Annotated in this window: 20 protein-coding genes; 3 read left to right on the top strand and 17 right to left on the bottom strand. The window is 47.7% G+C overall.

What is annotated here, in order from left to right; genetic code table 11:
- Positions 1-13 precede the first annotated feature (13 nt).
- The gene (locus ADU23_RS22555) at positions 14-253 is read left to right on the top strand and encodes a hypothetical protein (RefSeq protein WP_053375797.1); all 240 of its coding nucleotides are present in this window, start codon (positions 14-16) and stop codon (positions 251-253) included.
- A 15-nt stretch (positions 254-268) separates the two neighbouring features.
- Positions 269-1,402 (top strand): DNA polymerase III subunit beta, encoded by a 1,134-nt coding sequence (gene dnaN, locus ADU23_RS22550; protein WP_053375796.1) that lies wholly within the window; start codon positions 269-271, stop codon positions 1,400-1,402.
- Positions 1,403-1,638: 236 nt separating this feature from the next.
- On the opposite strand, the gene ADU23_RS22545 is transcribed toward dnaN, so the two are convergent.
- Complete coding sequence (locus tag ADU23_RS22545) at positions 1,639-2,241, bottom strand: TetR/AcrR family transcriptional regulator (protein WP_053375795.1); 603 nt, start codon at positions 2,239-2,241, stop codon at positions 1,639-1,641.
- A gap of 188 nt (positions 2,242-2,429) precedes the next feature.
- On the opposite strand from ADU23_RS22545, the gene ADU23_RS22540 reads away from it, so the two are divergent.
- Entirely contained in the window at positions 2,430-3,926 is a 1,497-nt protein-coding gene (locus tag ADU23_RS22540; protein WP_082311175.1) for an MDR family MFS transporter, read from the top strand.
- An 84-nt stretch (positions 3,927-4,010) separates the two neighbouring features.
- Here ADU23_RS22540 and pduL read toward each other — a convergent pair whose 3' ends face one another.
- From pduL to ymfI, 16 genes are all read right to left on the bottom strand, one after another.
- On the bottom strand, positions 4,011-4,586 hold the full coding sequence (gene pduL / locus ADU23_RS22535; RefSeq protein WP_053375794.1) for a phosphate propanoyltransferase: 576 nt from the start codon (positions 4,584-4,586) through the stop codon (positions 4,011-4,013).
- A 90-nt stretch (positions 4,587-4,676) separates the two neighbouring features.
- The gene (locus ADU23_RS22530; RefSeq protein WP_053375793.1) at positions 4,677-5,543 is read right to left on the bottom strand and encodes a 2-oxoacid:ferredoxin oxidoreductase subunit beta; all 867 of its coding nucleotides are present in this window, start codon (positions 5,541-5,543) and stop codon (positions 4,677-4,679) included.
- Positions 5,521-7,278 (bottom strand): 2-oxoacid:acceptor oxidoreductase subunit alpha, encoded by a 1,758-nt coding sequence (locus ADU23_RS22525; RefSeq protein ID WP_053375792.1) that lies wholly within the window; start codon positions 7,276-7,278, stop codon positions 5,521-5,523. Before ADU23_RS22525 ends, ADU23_RS22530 begins: the two co-directional genes overlap by 23 nt.
- A gap of 183 nt (positions 7,279-7,461) precedes the next feature.
- On the bottom strand, positions 7,462-8,403 hold the full coding sequence (locus ADU23_RS22520; RefSeq protein ID WP_053375791.1) for a dipeptidase: 942 nt from the start codon (positions 8,401-8,403) through the stop codon (positions 7,462-7,464).
- 114 nt (positions 8,404-8,517) lie between these two features.
- Complete coding sequence (locus ADU23_RS22515; RefSeq protein WP_006036664.1) at positions 8,518-8,778, bottom strand: stage V sporulation protein S; 261 nt, start codon at positions 8,776-8,778, stop codon at positions 8,518-8,520.
- Positions 8,779-8,915: 137 nt separating this feature from the next.
- Entirely contained in the window at positions 8,916-9,710 is a 795-nt protein-coding gene (locus ADU23_RS22510) for a TIGR00282 family metallophosphoesterase (RefSeq protein WP_053375790.1), read from the bottom strand.
- Between the two features lie 89 nt (positions 9,711-9,799).
- Positions 9,800-11,341, bottom strand: coding sequence for a ribonuclease Y (gene rny / locus ADU23_RS22505; protein ID WP_053375789.1), 1,542 nt, complete (start codon positions 11,339-11,341; stop codon positions 9,800-9,802).
- A gap of 181 nt (positions 11,342-11,522) precedes the next feature.
- Positions 11,523-12,227 (bottom strand): RecX family transcriptional regulator, encoded by a 705-nt coding sequence (locus tag ADU23_RS22500; RefSeq protein WP_231637507.1) that lies wholly within the window; start codon positions 12,225-12,227, stop codon positions 11,523-11,525.
- A gap of 79 nt (positions 12,228-12,306) precedes the next feature.
- Positions 12,307-13,359, bottom strand: coding sequence for a recombinase RecA (recA, locus tag ADU23_RS22495; protein WP_053375788.1), 1,053 nt, complete (start codon positions 13,357-13,359; stop codon positions 12,307-12,309).
- A gap of 227 nt (positions 13,360-13,586) precedes the next feature.
- Positions 13,587-14,837, bottom strand: coding sequence for a competence/damage-inducible protein A (locus tag ADU23_RS22490; RefSeq protein WP_053375787.1), 1,251 nt, complete (start codon positions 14,835-14,837; stop codon positions 13,587-13,589).
- A 98-nt stretch (positions 14,838-14,935) separates the two neighbouring features.
- Complete coding sequence (gene pgsA / locus ADU23_RS22485) at positions 14,936-15,511, bottom strand: CDP-diacylglycerol--glycerol-3-phosphate 3-phosphatidyltransferase (protein WP_053375786.1); 576 nt, start codon at positions 15,509-15,511, stop codon at positions 14,936-14,938.
- A gap of 300 nt (positions 15,512-15,811) precedes the next feature.
- The gene (locus ADU23_RS22480) at positions 15,812-16,306 is read right to left on the bottom strand and encodes a YajQ family cyclic di-GMP-binding protein (RefSeq protein WP_053375785.1); all 495 of its coding nucleotides are present in this window, start codon (positions 16,304-16,306) and stop codon (positions 15,812-15,814) included.
- 29 nt (positions 16,307-16,335) lie between these two features.
- Positions 16,336-17,238: a helix-turn-helix domain-containing protein gene (locus tag ADU23_RS22475; protein WP_053375784.1), complete on the bottom strand. Its 903-nt coding sequence runs from the start codon at positions 17,236-17,238 to the stop codon at positions 16,336-16,338.
- A gap of 18 nt (positions 17,239-17,256) precedes the next feature.
- On the bottom strand, positions 17,257-18,024 hold the full coding sequence (locus tag ADU23_RS22470; protein WP_053377777.1) for a DUF3388 domain-containing protein: 768 nt from the start codon (positions 18,022-18,024) through the stop codon (positions 17,257-17,259).
- Positions 18,025-18,212: 188 nt separating this feature from the next.
- Positions 18,213-18,464 (bottom strand): DUF3243 domain-containing protein, encoded by a 252-nt coding sequence (locus tag ADU23_RS22465; protein ID WP_053375783.1) that lies wholly within the window; start codon positions 18,462-18,464, stop codon positions 18,213-18,215.
- Positions 18,465-18,576: 112 nt separating this feature from the next.
- The gene (gene ymfI, locus ADU23_RS22460; RefSeq protein WP_442950618.1) at positions 18,577-19,305 is read right to left on the bottom strand and encodes an elongation factor P 5-aminopentanone reductase; all 729 of its coding nucleotides are present in this window, start codon (positions 19,303-19,305) and stop codon (positions 18,577-18,579) included.
- Positions 19,306-19,307 lie beyond the last annotated feature (2 nt).

Here is a 19,307-nt window from a genome sequence, read left to right as displayed (position 1 = left end):
GAGAGGAACATCCATGACCGGAAAAAAGATTAAAATCGCAGTACCCGATCAGGAGGGACAAGTGTCGCTCATGTTCTCTCGAGGCGGGCCGCGCGCTGGTGCCGGAAGAAAAGGAATCGGCGAAACGAAAAAAGTTTCGTTGACGCTCACAAAACAAGTTTGGGATGAGCTTGAAAATAGATGCAGCGTATCCGGACTGTCTAAATCCGAAGTTATTCGCGGCATGATTGAAGCTTCATTGAATAATACGTAAGGACAGGTGAAGCTCATGTGGGTTGACGTTTCTCAGCCATCGCTGCATATCGGACTACAGCATATTGCGGCCGGACTCTCAGCTAAAGCAGTCTCTCCCATTCTAACAGGCATTAAGGTGCATGCCGGCACTAGCGGCTTGACGCTTACAGCCTCCAACGCTTCTGTAACGCTGCAATACTTGATACCTTGTTGCCCCGAGCAGCTAATCATTCATCAATCAGGAAGCGTGGTTATTCCTGCCCGTTTTTTGATAGACATCGTTCGCAGCTTTCCAGGTGACCGTATCATTACGCTTAAAGAGCTTGCGAATCCTTATATACATATCGAGTCCGACAACTCCGTCTATAGACTGGCAACAATGGATTCCTCTCAATTTCCGGATATGCTTAGCTTGGATAAGTCCGCCGTTTTTAACATAGGCAATGCCGAGTTGAAAAAGATGGTCAAGCAAGTCACTTTTGCTGCGTCGACCAATGAGTCAAAACTCTTATTGACGGGGATTTCATGCGAGGCAGACAGGGAAAAGCTTAAGCTCATCGCTACTGACGGCATCAGGCTTGCAGCGCGCACGGCAAATCTAATCATACACCAAACAACGGTCATCCCTAACGTTGTCATTCCCGCCAAACATCTATCCGATTATTCCAAAATGCTGCCTGATGGCCCAAGCTCCACACAAATTACACTCGCGGACCACATGATTAGCTTGAAAACGCAAAATTTCAGCATGCAATCCCTGCTTATTCAAGGCACATTTCCCTCCGTGGATAAGCTTACCCCAAAGCAATTTATGGCGGAATTGACATTGGATACGGCTTCTTTCCTTCATGCCGTTCAACGGGTCACCCTGCTCGCACGCGAGGTGCCTGTTATCGGGCTGCAAATCACACCGAACGAGGCTGAGTTATTTGCTAAAACAGCTGAAATCGGCGATGTGTCGGCAAAGCTCGAAATACCAGCGTTCAGCGGCGAAGCTTTGACCGTGTTTTTTAACGGGAAATTTATGAAGGATATTTTGCAGGCGATTGAAAGCGAGCAGGTTCGTTTGCGTTTCTCAGGCAAGCATAAGCCGATTATCATCCAACCGGCGAACAGCCCCGACGCTTTATACATCATTACTCCGGTGCGAACGGCATATCAGCCATAAAGGTGACCTAGGTGCAGTCAACAAAGCTATACTAGAGAGTCTTAAAAGTTCGGTTTCAAAATAAGAGGGGCTGCCCTAAGGTCATTTCTGACCTTTCGAGACAGCCCCATTCTCTCAAGCAAGCTAATCTTCCAGCATTTGATCTAGAAATTAGCCGTATTTCTGCGCACTCCCGATCGATGGCTTTCCAACCTTATCATTCAAAAACAACCAAATATGAGTCCAGTGTGACTAGCTTAACGAAACAAAGGGTCAATAAAGGTCTTGCAAAAATTGTCCTGAATTTCTTCGCAGGTGTAACCCATCACGCAGCGAAGCTGTCTAAACGTATGCGGCGATTGAACTGATATAAAGGAATGGGCCGCATAAGCCGGATCAATCGATTGCATCTGCTTCTTCTCGATCCCTTCCTTAATCAAGCTGCTCAACACGCCATGCAAATAAAGATAAGGCGGGGATTGGAAAAAATCACCCTTATGGTCTTCGATTTTGTTATAGGCATGTACGACGCCAAGCCATCTCGACTCTTTGTCGATGAATGCAATAATTTTACGCATAACCCCGCTCAATCTCTCTTGAACGGCCAACTGTGTTCCCTCAGTCAAATATGCTTCGATCTCATTGATGAAAATATCGAAGTTCTCTTTCATCATATCCATACACAAATCGCCCTTATTTGAATACCGCCGGTAAAGGGTGCCTTGACCAATGCCAACCGATCTGGCGATTTGGTGCATGCTGACCGATTCTACTCCATGCTCCGTAAACAAGTGATTAGCAGTATGCAAAATCGCTTTGCTGAGTTCTTGTTTCGTTCTGCCGTTTTCTGGTGCAGCCATCGTTCCAATCTCCTTTTTCCGCGTTTACAAATGAAACGATTGACAATTGCCTCATTCGTCTTTATTATTCAGTAATGCGGACAATTGTCCGCTCATAGATGCGGTCATCTTTTTATTGTAGCCCGACAGGTTAGCACAGGTCAACAATAGGAAGGATAGACCTCTACATTTGGATAGGAGGAAATGAAATGGCTTCAGCTTCAAAAAAAGCAGCACCCGTTGGTGGTGATCCGATGTCGATCCGCAACATTATTGCGCCGCTCATTGCCATCATTGTAGGTATGTTTATGGTTATTTTGGATGGTACCGCAATGAATGTTGCCATGCCTGGGCTCATGAAAGATTTCAACAGCTCGATGTCTATCGTTCAATGGACGATAACTGGTTATGCGCTTGCGCAGGCTGCCGTTATCCCGCTTGCAGGATGGATGTCCGATCGTTTCGGAGCCAAACAAATCTTCATGTTCTCGATCATTATGTTTACACTCGGTTCGGGACTATGCGCTTTGGCTACGACGGCAGAGCAGCTTATCGTATTCAGGGTTATCCAAGGTCTTGGCGGCGGTATGGTTGCACCAATCGCAATGGCCTTCACCTTTAGACTTAGCCCTCCGGGCAAACAAGGCGCAGTGATGGGCATGATCGGTATTCCGATGCTGCTGGCACCTGCTCTTGGTCCTGTAGTGGCTGGCTGGCTCGTTGATTATGTATCTTGGCACTGGATTTTTATCATCAACCTTCCGATTGGTGTCGTTGCCGTAATCGTAGGGCTTCGCACTTTGCCTACCGTAGATCGCAAACGTGTTCCTACCCTTGACTTCTTGGGCATGATATTCGCTCCACTTGCCTTCGCTATGCTTGCTTATGGCGTAAGCTCAGCTGGCGGCGGTGAAGGCGGCGCAGGAAGCGGCTGGACCTCCCCTGAAGCTCTTACGGGCATGATCGTAGGCGGCATCGCGCTTATTATTTTCATCATCGTTGAGCTTAGCCGCAAAGAACCGCTGCTTGAGCTTCGCGTATTCAAATCAGGCAATTTCACGCGCGGCATCATTTTGCAATGGATTGTACAAATCGCTCTTTTTGGAACATTGTTCCTCGTACCGATTTTCTTGCAAATCGCCAAAGGCTACTCCGCTTTTGACACGGGCCTGATCTTGCTTCCGCAAGCACTTGCAGCCGGTATCTTCATGCCGATCGGCGGCAAGCTGTTTGACCGTTTTGGCGCTCGCCCCGTTGTTATTGCAGGCCTTACGATCGTAACGATAGCCGGCTTTATTTTAAGCCAAATTTCTGCGGATACGACACTTCTTACGCTTATGATTCCACTAGCCATGCTAGGAGCAGGTATGGGCTTGTCAATGATGCCGCTTAACACGCATATCATGCAGTCCGCTCCAAAAGAGCTGGTAAGCCGCGTAACCTCGCTAACAGCAGCTGCGCAGCAGGTGATGACCTCCTTCGCAATCGCTGGCTTATCTACGATTCTTGCCAGCAGAATGGAGCATTACGGCACAACTAACCCAGGACCTAACGTCGTGTATTCTTCCTATGGCGATACGTTCTTCATTCTAGCTTCGATTTCGATCATCGGCGCGATCGCTGCCTTGCTGCTTCGCAGACCGAAGCAAGAGCTCGGCACTAACCCTGATGATAAGCCTGAAGTATCTATGATGATGGGCCATTAATCGAAACTACTTATTCACTTGCATCAAAAAAAAGACAGCTCCGAAATCGTCATTGACGACTAGGAAGCTGTCTTTTCTTTCGATTTACTCTATGATTTCTGCTTTGTCTCCGTTTTTTACGCCTGCCGCGTTCGCTTCATCGGTATCGATATGCATATCAAGCGCATATTGCTCAGATACACGCGCGACTACATTTTCGAACACGACGCCGCGCTCGCCTGCAAAACGAACCTTCAGCAGCTGCTTGTCCGCAATGCCGTAGCGCTCTGCATCGCTTGTATGAAAGTGAATATGACGAGCGGCAACAATAACGCCCACTTCGATCGTAACCTCTCCAGCAGGCCCTTGAAGCTTAATGCCTGCCGAACCCTTCGTATCGCCTGACTCTCTTACTGGCGGATTAACGCCAAGCGCAAACGCGTCTGTGCGTGACACCTCAAGCTGCGTCTGCTTTCTAGTAGGGCCAAGAATTCTCACTTTGGCAAATGTCCCTTTTGGACCAACCACAGCTACGGTTTCATTCGCTGCATATTGGCCAGGCTGAGACAATGGCTTCATTTCTGTTAATGTGTATCCTTTTCCGAACAGAAGCTCGACATGCTCTTCTGATAAGTGAATGTGTCTTGCAGATACGCCGATAGGAACTTCCCTATGTATCATGTTGTCACTCTCCTGCAGTAAAATAATCGTTTTTCCAAACTCTCGAATGAAAAAGCATACAGCCGTTAAGCCGTATGCTTATCATACCATTTATTTAAATTCGGCAACAAGCTTCTCGAATTCCTCGGAGGAAATCTTGATATTCTGCTTTGCAAGGCCCTCTTGCTTGAAGCCTGTTACTAGGTCCTCGTAGGATTTACGCGTTTTGTTCTGATAAATAAGACCGGTAAGCATACCGTTTGTTTCCATAATCTTGTTCATCGCAAGCACGCGGTTGGAAGGATCGTAATCCGGGAATTGCTCTAGGTTCACGATATTTTCCTTAAACCAGTCATACGTGTTGATTTTATTGAAGGTTACGCATGGGCTGAATACGTTGATCAAGGAGAAGCCTTCATGGTTAATGCCTTCTTCGATCAGCTTCGTTAATTGCTTCAAATCGCTGGAGAACGATTGGGCGACAAACGTAGCGCCTGCGGATAGTGCAATTTCAAGCGGCGAAAGCGTCGACTCGATCGAACCTTCCGGCGTCGATTTGGTTTTGAAGCCCTCGGCGCTGCGCGGCGAGGTTTGGCCTTTCGTCAAGCCGTAAATTTGGTTATCCATAACGATATACGTAACGTTCAAGTTACGGCGAATCGCGTGAACCGTGTGGCCCATACCGATTGCAAAGCCGTCTCCGTCTCCGCCCGAAGCGATAACCGTAAGCTCGCGGTTAGCAAGCTTTACGCCCTGCGCGATTGGAAGCACGCGGCCATGAATGCCGTGGAAGCCGTAGGCATTGATGTAACCGGAAATACGGCCGGAGCACCCAATGCCGGAAATGACAGCCAAGTTTTCCGGTTCTAGCCCTACGTTAGCAGCTGCGCGCTGAATAGCCGCTTGAATGGAGAAGTCTCCGCAGCCCGGGCACCAGTTAGGCTTTACATTGTTTCTAAACTCTTTGAACGTTGCCATCTAAACTCAACTCCTTACATGCTTTGTGAACGTCGGAGGGCAGGAACGGATTGCCGTCATATTTGAGCAAGCTTTCGATTTTTTCTGCGAAACCTGCATTCATTTTTATTTGGGCTGCGAGCTGTCCGGTAGCATTGTTCTCGATGACGATCACTTTTTTTGCATTTTGCAAGTAAGGAAGCAGAGGTTTCGTCGGGAACGGATGAATCTGGCGAATCGTAATATGGTTCGTTGATACGCCTTCCTGAGCAAGCAAGCTTCTCGCTTCATCAATCGTGCCGCCTGTTGAACCCATTCCGATAATGAGAAGCTCCGGCGTTTCATGTGGAGCATCTACGCGAATCGCATCCCTGATGAGCATATTGTCCAGCTTGCCAAGACGCTTATCCATCATATTCTGACGGTTCAATGCATTCTCGGACGGACGTCCCGTCTCATCATGCTCTACACCCGTTACGTGATGAAGGCCGCCCTTCTCGCCTGGCAATACGCGAGGGGAAACGCCGTCTTCCGTAAGCTCATATCGTTTAAATAAATCATGGCCTTCAAGCGCTGGCACATTCTCGACCAGCTTGCCACGTTTAATTTCAATTTTGTTGTAATCCAGCACATCGCAGGATTGTTTGCCTAACGATAGCTGCAGATCCGTCATCAAAATGACCGGAACCTGATACTGCTCAGCAAGGTTAAACGATTCAATTGTGTCGTAGAAGCAATCCTCGATGGAGGCAGGCGCGATTACGATTTTTGGAATTTCACCATGCGTGCCATAAACCATAGCGTTCAAATCGGATTGCTCTTGCTTCGTCGGAAGTCCCGTAGATGGGCCGCCGCGCTGCGTGTTTACGATAACTAGCGGCGTTTCCGTCATGCCGGCAAGGCCGATTGCTTCCATCATAAGCGCAAGGCCAGGACCAGCGGATGCCGTCATCGTGCGCACTCCGGCATAGTTGGCGCCAATCGCCATTGTCACCGCTGCGATCTCATCTTCGGTTTGGACTACCGTACCGCCGAATTTAGGAAGCTTTTTGATCAAATATTCCATAATCTCGGAAGCCGGCGTAATCGGATAAGCTGCCATCAGGCGGCAGCCTGCTGCGATTGAGCCAAGACCGATCGCTTCATTGCCGATCATGAACAGCTTCTGCTGTCCGTCAGCCGCATCCAGCTTAAACTCATCAAGCGGTCCGCCCGCTTGCTCGAGCACAAACTCAGCGCCGCGTTTAACCGCTTCAATGTTTTTCTCAACGATCGCTGCGCCTTTGCGTCCGAACTCTTCTTCTACCGCTTTGTTGAATACTTCAAGCGGCAGCCCTAGAAGCGCCCATGATGCGCCGGAGGCAACCATGTTTTTCATCAAGGAAGTGCCCAGCTCCTCGGCCATAGCCGTAATCGGAACCGCAAACAGCCTTGCGTCGATGCCCTCAGGAATGGTCGGATTAAATTTGGCATCCGCTACGATAACGCCGCCTAGACGCAGCTCCTTCGCATTCAGATCGATACTCTCCTGGTCGAACGCGACTAGAATATCCAAATCATCAGAAATAGCACGAATAGGCTTCGTGCTTATACGAATTTTATTATTGGTATGTCCGCCCTTGATTCTCGAAGAAAAATGCCTATATCCATATAAATAATAGCCCAAGCGGTTAAGAGCCGTGGAAAAGATTCGATCCGTACTTTCGACCCCTTCCCCTTGTTGTCCCCCGATCTTCCAAGACAATTGACTAATCAAAATGCCCAACTCCTCTTTTTCTAGAACGTGCAAATAATTAATATTATTAAGCAATTATATAGTATAAGTCATAACAGTCACAACAAGTTTAAAGCGCATATTCATAAAAATCAAGATGTAAACGCTTAATGAAAGCATAGTTTGTTTCGATTGAATCCATACCGCAAGTAGATTGAACGCCGTTTAGCGAGCGGGAAGCATTTTTCTCAAAAAACGAAGGGCGTTTCCGGACATAAATTGCTCGGTTTGGCTTGCGGAATACCTTTGGAGCAGCGCTTCTTGTAGCGCTATAAGCTCGCCGGGATGCGTTAATCCCTTTATATATTGATCGATGCCGTCAAAATCGGACCCAAGCATTAGATGCGATTCCCCGCCTAGCTCGCAAATATGCTCAATATGCCTGAGCAAGTCATCGATCACGACAACCTCAGCACCCGATACAAACCATGGCACAAAAGTGACACCGATGAGCCCGTCCTTGCCAATTAATCGTTCGATCTGTGCATCCGTCAGATTACGCGGATGGTCGCAAATCGCTTTTGCGTTAGAATGAGACGCAAGCACCGGTCTTTGCGATAGCTCGGCCACCTCCCAAAACGCGCGTTCGGACAAATGGGATACATCTATCAGTATATCCAATTTATCGCATTCTTCTACAAACAATCTACCTTTTGCCGTCAGGCCTCCGCCACGAGGCTCCATCGCGCCGTCAGCAGCCCAGTTTGCATGATTCCATGTCAAGCCCGCGGCGCGTACGCCTAGCTGATGCATAATGCGCAGCATAGACAACTGCCCTTGAAGCCCATCGACTCCTTCAAGCGATAATAGCGCGCCTATCTTCCCATCCTTTATGCAAGAGTCCAGCTCCTCAGCCGTCCTCACCCATCTCATATCCTTGCAAGCCAACACCTTCTGGTGAAAGCGATCCACGCTCTCCAAAATAGGCTCTAACCGTCCGTTTATCGATTGGGGAATGTAGATCGCGAATGTTTGCAGAACGGTTCCAGCCGCCTTCAGGCGCTCGTATGTAACATCTAATCGTTCAGGCTTGCTTCCTTGAAACGTCAGTTCCTCATCAAGCAACAATTTGCATAACACATCGCAATGAAAATCGACCACTTTCATAGCCGCACCATCCTATCCGTTAGAGTCGCAGCAAAAAAACCTGTCTACGACGTAAACAGGCGAAACGTTTCATTTTCATCCATTTGGCTTATTTGTTAACGCCGCCTGGACTTGCTACCGAGGTTCAACAATCAATTTGATTGCTGTTCGGTCCTCCCCATCGATAACGATGTCGGTAAAAGCTGGAATGCAAATTAGATCCACCCCGCTGGGAGCGACAAACCCGCGAGCAATAGCAACGGCCTTGATCGCTTGGTTTAAGGCACCAGCTCCAATGGCTTGCAGTTCCGCACCACCACGTTCACGAAGAACGCCAGCTAGCGCACCTGCAACGGAATTTGGATTGGACTTTGCTGAAACTTTTAATACATCCATAAAAAGAACCTCCCCTTGGACTGTTGGATGGATTCCACTTTTAAATAGTATTCGAGGGAGATTAAAAAATTCCTGCTTTTATTCTTGTAATTAACAAACTGTTCTGAATTGTCGGAACTTTTCAAAGATTCAAAGCGTTACATGAGAAGCCATTCATCTTCCGTGAGGCGAATCTTCTCGATTTTCCGCGCTTGTCCCGTAGCATCGTCAATTTGAACAGATATCGCATGCAAATGCCAGCTGCCTTCATCGACAACAAACCGTACCGGGAGCTGCGTAATGAATTTATGCAAAACAGCGGTGCGCTCCATCCCAAGTACGCCTTCCTTAGGCCCAACCATGCCAACATCCGTTATGTAAGCCGTTCCCCCAGGCAAAATCGTATCGTCATTCGTCTGCACATGCGTATGCGTGCCAAGCACGATTGAAGCTCTGCCGTCCAAATGCCAGCCCATTGCGATCTTCTCGGAGGTTGCTTCCGCATGAAAATCGACTAGAATGTTGTTGGTCTGCTCCTTGGCCTCTTCGATTAGCTCATCTGCCTTGCGGAAAGGGCAATCGATCGGCGGCAAAAACGTACGGCCTTGCAAGTTAATGATAGCCAGCTGCTTTCCACCGGCTTTAATAAAGGCCATGCCTTGTCCTGGAGCACCTTCTGCATAATTCGCCGGACGGACAATCCTCGGCTCCTCGTCGATCCATTCAAAAATATCTTTATTATCCCACGTATGGTTACCCATCGTAATGCCATGGATACCCCATTCGAAAAATTCCTTCGCAATCGTTGCCGTAATCCCGCGGCCAGCAGCTGCATTCTCGCCGTTCGCAATAATAATATGCGGGTTGTATTTGCTTCTAAGAGCTGGCAGCACACGCTTTAATGCGTTTCTTCCAACGTTCCCTACGATATCACCGATAAATAATACATTCATGTGAGTACACTTCCTTTTTTGTGCGCCTGCAAACAGAAAAGTGGCTAACTAGCAGCCACTTTTCCGTAAAGCTAATATTTTTTTGTTGCTTACTTCGCATATTCAACCGCGCGTGTTTCTCGAATAACCGTAACTTTAATATGTCCCGGATAATCGAGCTCGCTCTCGATTTTTTTCGTAATATCACGTGCGAGGCGGAAAGCTTCTGTATCGTCGATTTTTTCTGGCTGCACCATGACGCGCACTTCGCGGCCAGCTTGAATCGCATACGATTTTTCAACGCCATCAAACGATTCGGAAATATCTTCAAGCTTCTCCAGACGTTTAATGTACGTTTCAAGCGTTTCACGACGAGCTCCCGGACGCGCTGCCGACAAAGCATCAGCCGCTCCTACGAGCATCGCGATAACGGAAGTCGCTTCCGTATCACCGTGATGGGAGGCAATACTGTTAATAACGACAGGATGCTCCTTGTATTTCTTCGCAAGCTCAACGCCGATCTCAACGTGCGAGCCTTCCACTTCGTGGTCTAGCGCTTTACCGATATCATGCAGCAATCCTGCACGCTTCGCCAGCGTAATATCTTCGCCAAGCTCTGCTGCCATCAAGCCAGTCAAGTAAGCAACCTCCATGGAGTGCTTCAATACGTTTTGACCATAACTTGTCCGGTACTTCAATCGACCAAGAATTTTGATCAAGTCCGGGTGCAAGCCATGAACACCAACCTCGAAAGTAGCTTGCTCACCGTATTCACGGATGCGCTCGTCCACTTCTTTACGAGATTTTTCAACCATTTCTTCAATGCGGGCAGGATGGATACGACCATCAGCTACAAGCTTTTCCAAAGAAGTACGGGCAATTTCGCGTCTTATCGGGTCGAAACCAGATAAAATGACCGCTTCCGGTGTATCGTCGATGATAAGATCGATACCAGTCAATGTTTCCAAAGCACGGATATTTCGGCCTTCACGCCCAATAATGCGGCCTTTCATTTCTTCATTAGGCAAAGTAACAACGGAAACCGTCGTCTCAGCCACATGATCCGCCGCACAGCGTTGAATCGCAAGTGATATAATATTACGGGCTTTCTTATCTGCCTCTTCTTTCGCTTGCTGCTCGATCTCTTTGATCATCTGTGCTGTCTCATGTCGTACTTCCTGTTCAACATTGGATAAAATGATCGATTTCGCATCTTCCGTTGTTAGACTCGATATGCGTTCCAATTCACTAAGCTGCTGCTTGTAAATGGAATCAATCTCCTCTTGCGTTTCTTCGATCCGTTTTTCTTTGTTGGCTACAGTTTCTTCTTTGCGTTCTAGCGCTTCTAACTTTTTATCCAGCGACTCCTCTTTTTGGAGCAAACGTCTTTCCTGACGTTGAGCCTCGTTGCGTCGTTCACGAATGTCTCTCTCGGCTTCGGAACGAAGTTTGTGGACTTCATCTTTTGCCTCTAGCACGGTTTCTTTCTTCTGAGCTTCCGCTTCCTTCTTCGCATTTTCTACGATTTGGATCGCAGCTTGCTCAGCACTTGAAATTTTGGCCTCGGCAATCGACTTTCGAATAAAATAACCAATCCCAAAGAATATTGCGCCAACAAAGAGACAGATCAAGATCCAAACGATCTCAGGCATCTTGTTCACCTCCTTGTTGCATACACCAAGGCACTGCTTGGGATGATATTAGGTTTTCAACCGGCTTCAAACCGTTTCAACATTTACTAATTTGACGAAAATAATCGTTTTGAATCAACTTTTGGAAGGAAAATTGATTCAGTAATGAAGGAATACAACCTCATTTTATCTTTTCGTAAAATCAATTGTCAAGCAAAAGCCCATCATCTTCCTCGAATACATCGTCTTCCCCATTTAGATCCATCCACTTTATAGCTTCCTTCACGATATCAGATGGAAAGCCTCTACGTATCAAATAGCCTATAAGCATGCGTTTTCCGCCTTTTGGTTCGCCTTTTGAGGAACGCCATTTTCTCTCCGCAGCTTTTTTGGCTGATGCTATTTCTACCTCGCGGTCTAATGCTGCTGTTGCTTCTGCTGCGGCTTCTTTCGACACGCCTCGCTGCTGCAGCTCTTGCTGAATGAAGCGACGCCCTTTCAAGCTGTTTCTAAGCCGGCTATCCGCAAAATGATGCGCATATTGTTCATCATCCACAATATGCTCCCTTTCTAAACGGTCAAGGGCATATTGAATGTTGTCGGCTTCAAATAATTTGCGGTTTAAATACTGCTCGATTTGATTTCTTGTTCTCGGCTTGGCACCCAAATAAGCGATAGCCAGAACATAAGCACGGTAGCGCTCATCTTCCATCCGTATTTCTTCGATTAGAGCCTCGGTTAGCAATTGCCCTTTTGTCAGTCGAAAACGGATTAATATATCTTCATGAACCGATAATATCGCCTCTTCTGACTTTGCAAAGAGATGGTATAATTTCCGTTCCTTCTTATCATGGCGAACTGATAAAATCATCCATTGCTCTTCCTTGTTCAAATTGCTATGTGCCACACCGTACATCCTCTCTAAACAAAGCTTCGCCGCCCCTAATGGGGCGGCGAAGCTTCAGCATGTATGATTTCAGGTCGATTTATTCTAGATCTTCGAACTCTTCGTCGTCTTCTTCCTCAGCTTTGAAATTAGCCTGAGTTGCAGCTGCCGACAGGTTGCTTGCATCACGGATCTGTTTCTCGATTACTTCAGCGATATCCTTATGATCCTTCAAGTACTGCTTCGCATTCTCGCGGCCTTGACCAAGGCGCTCGCCATTGTAAGAGAACCATGCTCCGCTTTTCTGTACGATGTCCATCTCAACGCCAATATCAACTAGCGTACCTTCTCTGGAGATGCCTTCGCCGTACATGATGTCGATCTCGGCTTGTTTGAACGGAGGAGCTACTTTGTTCTTAACAACCTTGATACGAGTACGGTTACCGACCATGTCATTGCCTTGTTTCAACGTTTCAATACGACGTACGTCAAGACGTACGCTGGAGTAGAATTTCAAAGCGCGTCCGCCTGGCGTTGTCTCAGGGTTACCGAACATAACGCCGACTTTCTCACGCAATTGGTTGATGAAGATCGCAATCGTCTTCGATTTGCTGATCGCTCCGGAAAGCTTACGCAAAGCCTGAGACATCAGACGTGCTTGAAGACCTACGTGGGAATCCCCCATGTCGCCTTCAATTTCCGCTTTCGGTACGAGTGCGGCAACGGAGTCAATAACGACGATATCAACAGCGCCGCTGCGTACGAGCGCTTCGGCGATTTCCAATGCTTGCTCGCCCGTATCAGGCTGTGAAAGCAATAGCTCGTCAATGTTGACGCCTAGCTTGCTTGCATAAAGCGGATCAAGTGCATGCTCAGCATCGATAAAGGCAGCTTGTCCGCCAATGCGTTGAACCTCTGCAATCGCATGCAGCGCAACTGTCGTTTTACCGGATGATTCCGGTCCGTATATTTCAATAACCCGTCCACGCGGCAAGCCGCCTATTCCTAATGCGATATCGAGAGCAAGCGAACCGCTAGGCACGGTCTCTACTTGCATGTGTGTAGATTCTCCTAATTTCATGATGGAGCCTTTACCAAATTGTTTCTCAATTTGACGCAAAGCCATTTCTAGTGCAGCGCGACGATCCGACAAGAAACTCACATCCTTCTTTATTTATAATGTTATGATACCTTTTTTCTGGCGGGTTGACAAGCATTTTTTCGAACATACATTCGCCTTTTTGTTTGACCCCCGCAAGTGGGCATAAAAAAACCGCAGCAAAGTAATCTTCGCCACGGTTCTTCCGGTAACTATTCTTCATTATAGCTGTCTATTCGACAATTGACAAACTTTATTTATTCCGTCAGCCCCGCTTCCGGTTACTGCGCTTGCAGCGCCTGCCATAGTCGGTAAAGCGCAGCTTTTACAGCCCGCAGCCTGATCATTCCTCTTCCGCCGCTAAGGTTCAACGTGTGAACGATTGTTGGTTTGCCTCGCTCAGCTATGCCTACGTAGACAAGCCCTACCGGCTTGCCTTCGGATTCTGCCGGCCCGGCAACGCCCGTTAAAGAAACGCCAAAGTCAGCGTCGGACAGCTCTCTCACCCGCTCCGCCATCAGTGCGGCGGTCGAATCGCTGATTGCACCCGGCGCGCCTTCGCCCTCAAGCTGCGTCAACGGAATGCTGAGCAGATGATGCTTCATTATATTGGTATAGGTAACTACCCCTCCTACGTACTCTCCACTGCTCCCAGGAACGTTTGTAATAAGTTCTGCGAACAATCCCCCGCTACAGCTTTCCGCGCTCGCCAGCTTACGCCTTGAGGCTCTCAGAAGGTGCACAACCTCCTCTTCGATCGGGATGTCCTGCTGCGCGTACAAAAACTCGCCAACCCGTTCCTTAATCTTCTCGACGGTCTCGTCGATTTTCCGATCCGCATCTAACGCTGTGCCCGCTTTGGTGGAAACCCGGATAGCCACCTCGCCTTCCTTCGCATAGGGGGCGATTGTTGGATCAACCTGGCCGTCAATCAAATCAAGCAGCTTTGCTTCAAGATTGGACTCGCCAATCCCGACGAATTTCAGCAACCGCGAGTAGAGCGGCTCTACTGTACCAAGCACAGAACGCAGCCACACCTCGCCGGCACCGTCCATCATCGGCTTCATTTCGCGCGGCGGCCCAGGCAGCAGCAAATAATGCGTGCCATCGACTGACAAGCCATTGCCTACAGCAAGTCCTGTCGTATTTTCAAGCGGCTCTCCGCCTTCGATCATAAGGGCCTGCCGGCGATTGCTCTCCACCATGTGAATGCCTCGTGAGCTGAACAACTGCTCGATTTGAGCCATCGAAGGCTCGTGAATAAGCAGCTCGCGATTCAAATAATCGGCTAATACATCCTTCGTAAGATCATCTTGCGTAGGCCCGAGACCGCCCGTAAAGACGAGCAGGTCCGCACGGCTTCTCCCGATTTCGATCGCTTGCCTCAGCCGCTGGGCGTTGTCCCCAACTACCGTTTGGAAATAAACATCAACGCCTAAACCCGCAAGCTTTTGCGACAAAAACTGTGCATTCGTATTCACGATTTGGCCGAGCAGCAGCTCTGTGCCGACCGCAATGATTTCTGCTTTCATGGTTCCTGTTCTCCTCTGCGTTCGAATGTGCGATGTCTGAATAATACCAAGCATATAAGCAAAAGCATCTCCCCGTTTGACGGAAAGATGCTTTGACATTATTCTACCGGAATCAAATGTTTGTTTTTCAAGAAATAATCGATACCCGAATATACCGTAATTGCCGCTGCGACCCAGCTAGCGACTACATCAAACGGAAAATCAATGAAATTGAATGGGAAATTGTTGATCAACAGCGCGATAATCATCGTAATTTGAATGGCCGTCTTCCATTTGCCCCATGTGCTGGCAGCCATAACAGAGCCCTCTAGAAGGGCGATCTGGCGAAGGCCGGTTACCGCAAATTCGCGGCTGATAATTACGATTGCAATCAATGCGTTCAGCTTGTCCATTTCGACAAGTGAAATCAGTACCGCAGCTACGAGCAGCTTATCCGCCAAAGGATCGAGCAGCTTGCCGAGGTTTGTAACGATTTTGTTCTTGCGTGCGATATAGCCGTCTAACCCGTCTGTGCTTGCCGCCACAATAAAAATGAGTGCCGCTGCGATTTGATTGTATGTTATGGAGAAGTCTGAAATGCTGAACGACCCCAAATCCATTTTTATGAGCAGAAAGAACATAATGACCGGCACCAAAAATATTCTGGCTAGTGTAATGCGGTTCGCCAGATTCACGCAATTCCCTCCTTACATCGATCTAACTCAAAGGTGTGCGTAACGCGAACTCCTTGTTCCTGATTGAAATCAGCCTTCCGTTCGGGCTGCAGGCCATTTGGCAAGCAACTGCCCTGAGCAACAGCATTTGTTTTTTCTCTCATCTATGTACTCCCCCAAATCCTTCCGCAGAGCTATCTAACCAAGTATAATACATGCAAATACACGTGTCAAAAGCGGCTAAAGCCTCAATTTTCATTGCCAGCAGCACCAAAACGAAAAGCCTCGTTTCTCAAATTACGATGAAACGAAGCTTTTGTTTTATGAGCGATAATTCGTGAATTGCAGTTCAACCGGCAGATCTGCTTCTCTAAGCAGCTTCATGACTGCCTGCAAATCATCAAGGCTTTTGCCCGATACTCTAATCTGATCGCCTTGAATCAAGCTTTTCACTTTCAGCTTCGAATCACGTATCAAAATATTAATTTTTTTCGAGACATCCTGCTCAATTCCTTGTCTTAGCTTAATTCGTTGGCGAACGGTATTGCCCGAAGCGCCTTCAATTTTGCCATAATCCAAGTTTTTGATCGGTACGCCGCGTTTAACCATTTTGGACAATAAAATATCAAGCACGTTCTTTAGCTTATAATCATCCTCGGAAGCGACAACAAGCTCTTCCTTCTCAAGGGCGATGGAGCTCTTGCTGCCTTTAAAGTCAAAGCGCGTTTCAATCTCGCGCTCCGCTTGTTTAATTGCATTCGCAAGCTCCTGCATATCCACCTTGGATACAATATCAAAAGCATTTTCTGAAGCCATTCATACCTCTCCTTTGTTACATTAATCAATTATTCCGTTTTAGGTGTTTCCGTCGGTGCATCCGTTGGTGTTACATCGCCGCCAACAGGCTTGAGCAGCAATTTCTTGGAGCCCGCCCGATCGCCGTCTGGGACCGGAACGCCATCCACGGTAATTTCCGTCAAGTCGGCTCTGCCTACATTGATGTAGATCGGACCTGTAAGATCATAAGGCTCAACCGTGCCGTCCTCTGCATTCGCAGAGTATAGCTTCTCGCCGCTGTTGCTGCCTGAGCGAACCTCAAGCCAGCTGCGGCCGCCAACGACTTTAATTTCAACTTTATGGACCGTACCGGCTGGGCCGATGTCATATTGGTCTGCCTTGCCCACTTTGCTGCCAAACGTTACGGTTGTCGGCGCAATGGTTGGAGTAGGAGAAACAGGCGGTGCACTTGGCGTGTTCTCGCCAACAGCGGCGTTATTCCCCGTATTTGTAGTTGGCGCTTCAGAAGCGTCAGTAATATTGGTAGTGTTATCTACCTTATTTGTATCGCCGGAGTCTCTATTAATGGCATAAACCCAGATGACAACAACGATCAAAATAAGAAAGGACCACATCATCACGCTGAAGCCGATTTTGCCAAGCCTCTCTGATGATTGGGATTTTACTCTGCGCGGCGCTCTGACGACAAGCGGCTCAGATATTTGCTCCACCGGAGCAGCAGGCACTTCATGCTGATATAAGCGAAGAACTTCATCAGGATCGAGTCCAACTGCTTCTGAATAATTTTTCACGAATGCCCGTACGTAAAAAGGACCCGGTAAAACCGTGTGATCCCCACTTTCAATCGCTTCCAAGTACCGTTTTCTAATTTTTGTTGTTTCTTGAATATCGTCAAGCGTTAAGCCGCGCTGGTCTCTCGCCTTGCGAAGTAGTTCACCTAAATCAGACATGAGACGGCCTCCTTTCGGTTAGAAATCGTCTGTATAGTTAGCTGTGAAAGATTCATAAGATATTTCCTCATCTGGTGTATTGCGCAATTCTACAATAATGTCAAAATGGCTATAATCGTAATTGGATTCCTTAATAAATATATCGGGGTGCTCGATAACTTTTGTCGACGGCATAGCCATAATTTCTTGCAGCAAGCCGTAATGCTTCTCGTTCGAGCGAATCGTGCTTACGATCCCGTCTATAATAAAAATGTTGTTTGGCTGCATTTCATCCTCGGATAGCTGGCTTCTAACCGTCTGCCGAAGCAAGGTTGAGGACACAAAAGTCCAGCGCTTATTCGAGCAAACGCTGCCTGCTATAATGGATTCCGTCTTGCCTACCCGCGGCATGCCTCTTAATCCAATAACCTGATTTCCGTCACGTTTAAACACTTCGCCCAAAAAGTCTACCAAAATTCCGAGCTCGTCGCGCGTAAAACGGAACGTTTTGCGATCATCGGAATCCCGTTCGATATAGCGTCCATGACGGACAGCTAAAATATCAACAATTGTAGGCGTTCTCAGCTTGTTTACAGTAATATTATCAACTTTTTGAAGCATTTTGCCAAGCAGTTCGATCTTCTCGTCATCATCGGTTTGAAGAAGCATGCCCCTTGTCCGGTCCTCGACACCGTTGATCGTCATAATATTGACTTCAAGCATACCTAGCAATGAGGCGATGTCTCCAAGCAAGCCTGGTCGGTTCTTATGTATTTTGTATTCCATGTACCACTGTTTCGACTCCAAAGCTGTCACCGTCCTAAACCTGATCGTATAGAAGTATGTAAATGATTGTAGTGCCTGTCATAAAACATAATTCTACAATTTTCGTCACAATCCTGCAACCCAAAAAGAAACATTGCAGAAAAGCCTCCTTAAGGGAGGCTCTTCTGCTTCTGCTTCAGTTGACGAATTGTCGCCATCGTAAAAATGGACTATGATTTTTGGACTAGCTTGACCATCAAGCAGGCGAGCGTTTTGCGCTCAGCCTCGTCGCCAGCATCCCATAGCTCCTTCAATACGCGTTCTTCCTCATTTTTTGGATCGACCTTTTCTTCAAGAAAAGAACCGATCTCAAAAGCTAAGGAAACAATCGTTTCTTCCGTCATCCCAATCTTTTTTGCTTGTTCTACACGTTCTGCCAAAAAATGCTTCCAAGTCGCAAAATTAGAAAGGACAGTTGACATGTTTCTTCGCCTCCTACAGGTATAGAAAAGAATCATCAACGGTCTTATCATGCGTAAAAGCATTTCTAATTATGCAGAAGGGGCTTGTCTTCTAAAAATAGCAGGTCGTCTGCTACGTATGCCAGCCGCCATTGGGGCTGATGACTTGACCTGTAATATACGAGGATTCCGGCAGCGCCAGAAAATACACGAGCGAAGCGATTTCTTCCGTAGAACCAAATCGTCCAACCGGTATTTCCTGCTGTATCGCTGCTTTCTCCTCCGCATTAAAGCTATCCATCATCTCGGTATCGACCGCACCTGGCGCAACCGCATTTACCGTAACGCCCGTTGGCGCCAGCTCTTTGGCCAGCGCCTTCGTAAATGCGTTCATACCGCCCTTGGTTGTTGAATAAAGCACTTCGCACGATGCGCCGGACATTCCCCAGATGGAAGAAACATTTATGATACGGCCGTAACGCTGGGCAATCATATTCGGCATGAACAGCTGCGAGCAAAGAAACATACCCTTCAGATTGACGGACATGACATCATCCCATTCTTCTTCAGTCACATCCTTCAGCATGCCGTAATGAGAAATGCCTCCGTTGTTGACTAATATATCCGGAAGCATATTATGGCTCTCCAGCTTCTCCCGCATCCGCTCAAGCTGTTCCTTGGAACGCAGATCGGCAGAGATCGTTAACACGTTCGCGCCAAGAGCCATGCAGGTTCGAGCCGTTTCGTTAGCAGTCTCATGCGATTGCAAATAATGAATGACAATATTGACTCCCTCGGCTGCAAATCGTTTGGCAATGGCTGCCCCGATGCCGCGGCTTCCCCCGGTTATCAACACCGTCATTT

This window comes from Paenibacillus sp. FJAT-27812, assembly GCF_001273905.1.
Classification (GTDB): domain Bacteria; phylum Bacillota; class Bacilli; order Paenibacillales; family Paenibacillaceae; genus Pristimantibacillus.
This window is presented reverse-complemented; position numbering and strand designations above follow the sequence as displayed.

Coding starts and splice junctions, on each gene's coding strand:
- ADU23_RS22555 (WP_053375797.1), top strand. CDS start 14: ATGACCGGAAAAAAGATTAAAATCGCAGTACCCGATCAGGAGGGACAA.
- dnaN (WP_053375796.1), top strand. CDS start 269: ATGTGGGTTGACGTTTCTCAGCCATCGCTGCATATCGGACTACAGCAT.
- ADU23_RS22545 (WP_053375795.1), bottom strand. CDS start 2,241: ATGGCTGCACCAGAAAACGGCAGAACGAAACAAGAACTCAGCAAAGCG.
- ADU23_RS22540 (WP_082311175.1), top strand. CDS start 2,430: ATGGCTTCAGCTTCAAAAAAAGCAGCACCCGTTGGTGGTGATCCGATG.
- pduL (WP_053375794.1), bottom strand. CDS start 4,586: ATGATACATAGGGAAGTTCCTATCGGCGTATCTGCAAGACACATTCAC.
- ADU23_RS22530 (WP_053375793.1), bottom strand. CDS start 5,543: ATGGCAACGTTCAAAGAGTTTAGAAACAATGTAAAGCCTAACTGGTGC.
- ADU23_RS22520 (WP_053375791.1), bottom strand. CDS start 8,403: ATGAAAGTGGTCGATTTTCATTGCGATGTGTTATGCAAATTGTTGCTT.
- ADU23_RS22515 (WP_006036664.1), bottom strand. CDS start 8,778: ATGGATGTATTAAAAGTTTCAGCAAAGTCCAATCCAAATTCCGTTGCA.
- ADU23_RS22510 (WP_053375790.1), bottom strand. CDS start 9,710: ATGAATGTATTATTTATCGGTGATATCGTAGGGAACGTTGGAAGAAAC.
- rny (WP_053375789.1), bottom strand. CDS start 11,341: ATGCCTGAGATCGTTTGGATCTTGATCTGTCTCTTTGTTGGCGCAATA.
- ADU23_RS22490 (WP_053375787.1), bottom strand. CDS start 14,837: ATGAAAGCAGAAATCATTGCGGTCGGCACAGAGCTGCTGCTCGGCCAA.
- ADU23_RS22480 (WP_053375785.1), bottom strand. CDS start 16,306: ATGGCTTCAGAAAATGCTTTTGATATTGTATCCAAGGTGGATATGCAG.
- ADU23_RS22475 (WP_053375784.1), bottom strand. CDS start 17,238: ATGTCTGATTTAGGTGAACTACTTCGCAAGGCGAGAGACCAGCGCGGC.
- ADU23_RS22465 (WP_053375783.1), bottom strand. CDS start 18,464: ATGTCAACTGTCCTTTCTAATTTTGCGACTTGGAAGCATTTTTTGGCA.
- ymfI (WP_442950618.1), bottom strand. CDS start 19,305: ATGACGGTGTTGATAACCGGGGGAAGCCGCGGCATCGGGGCAGCCATT.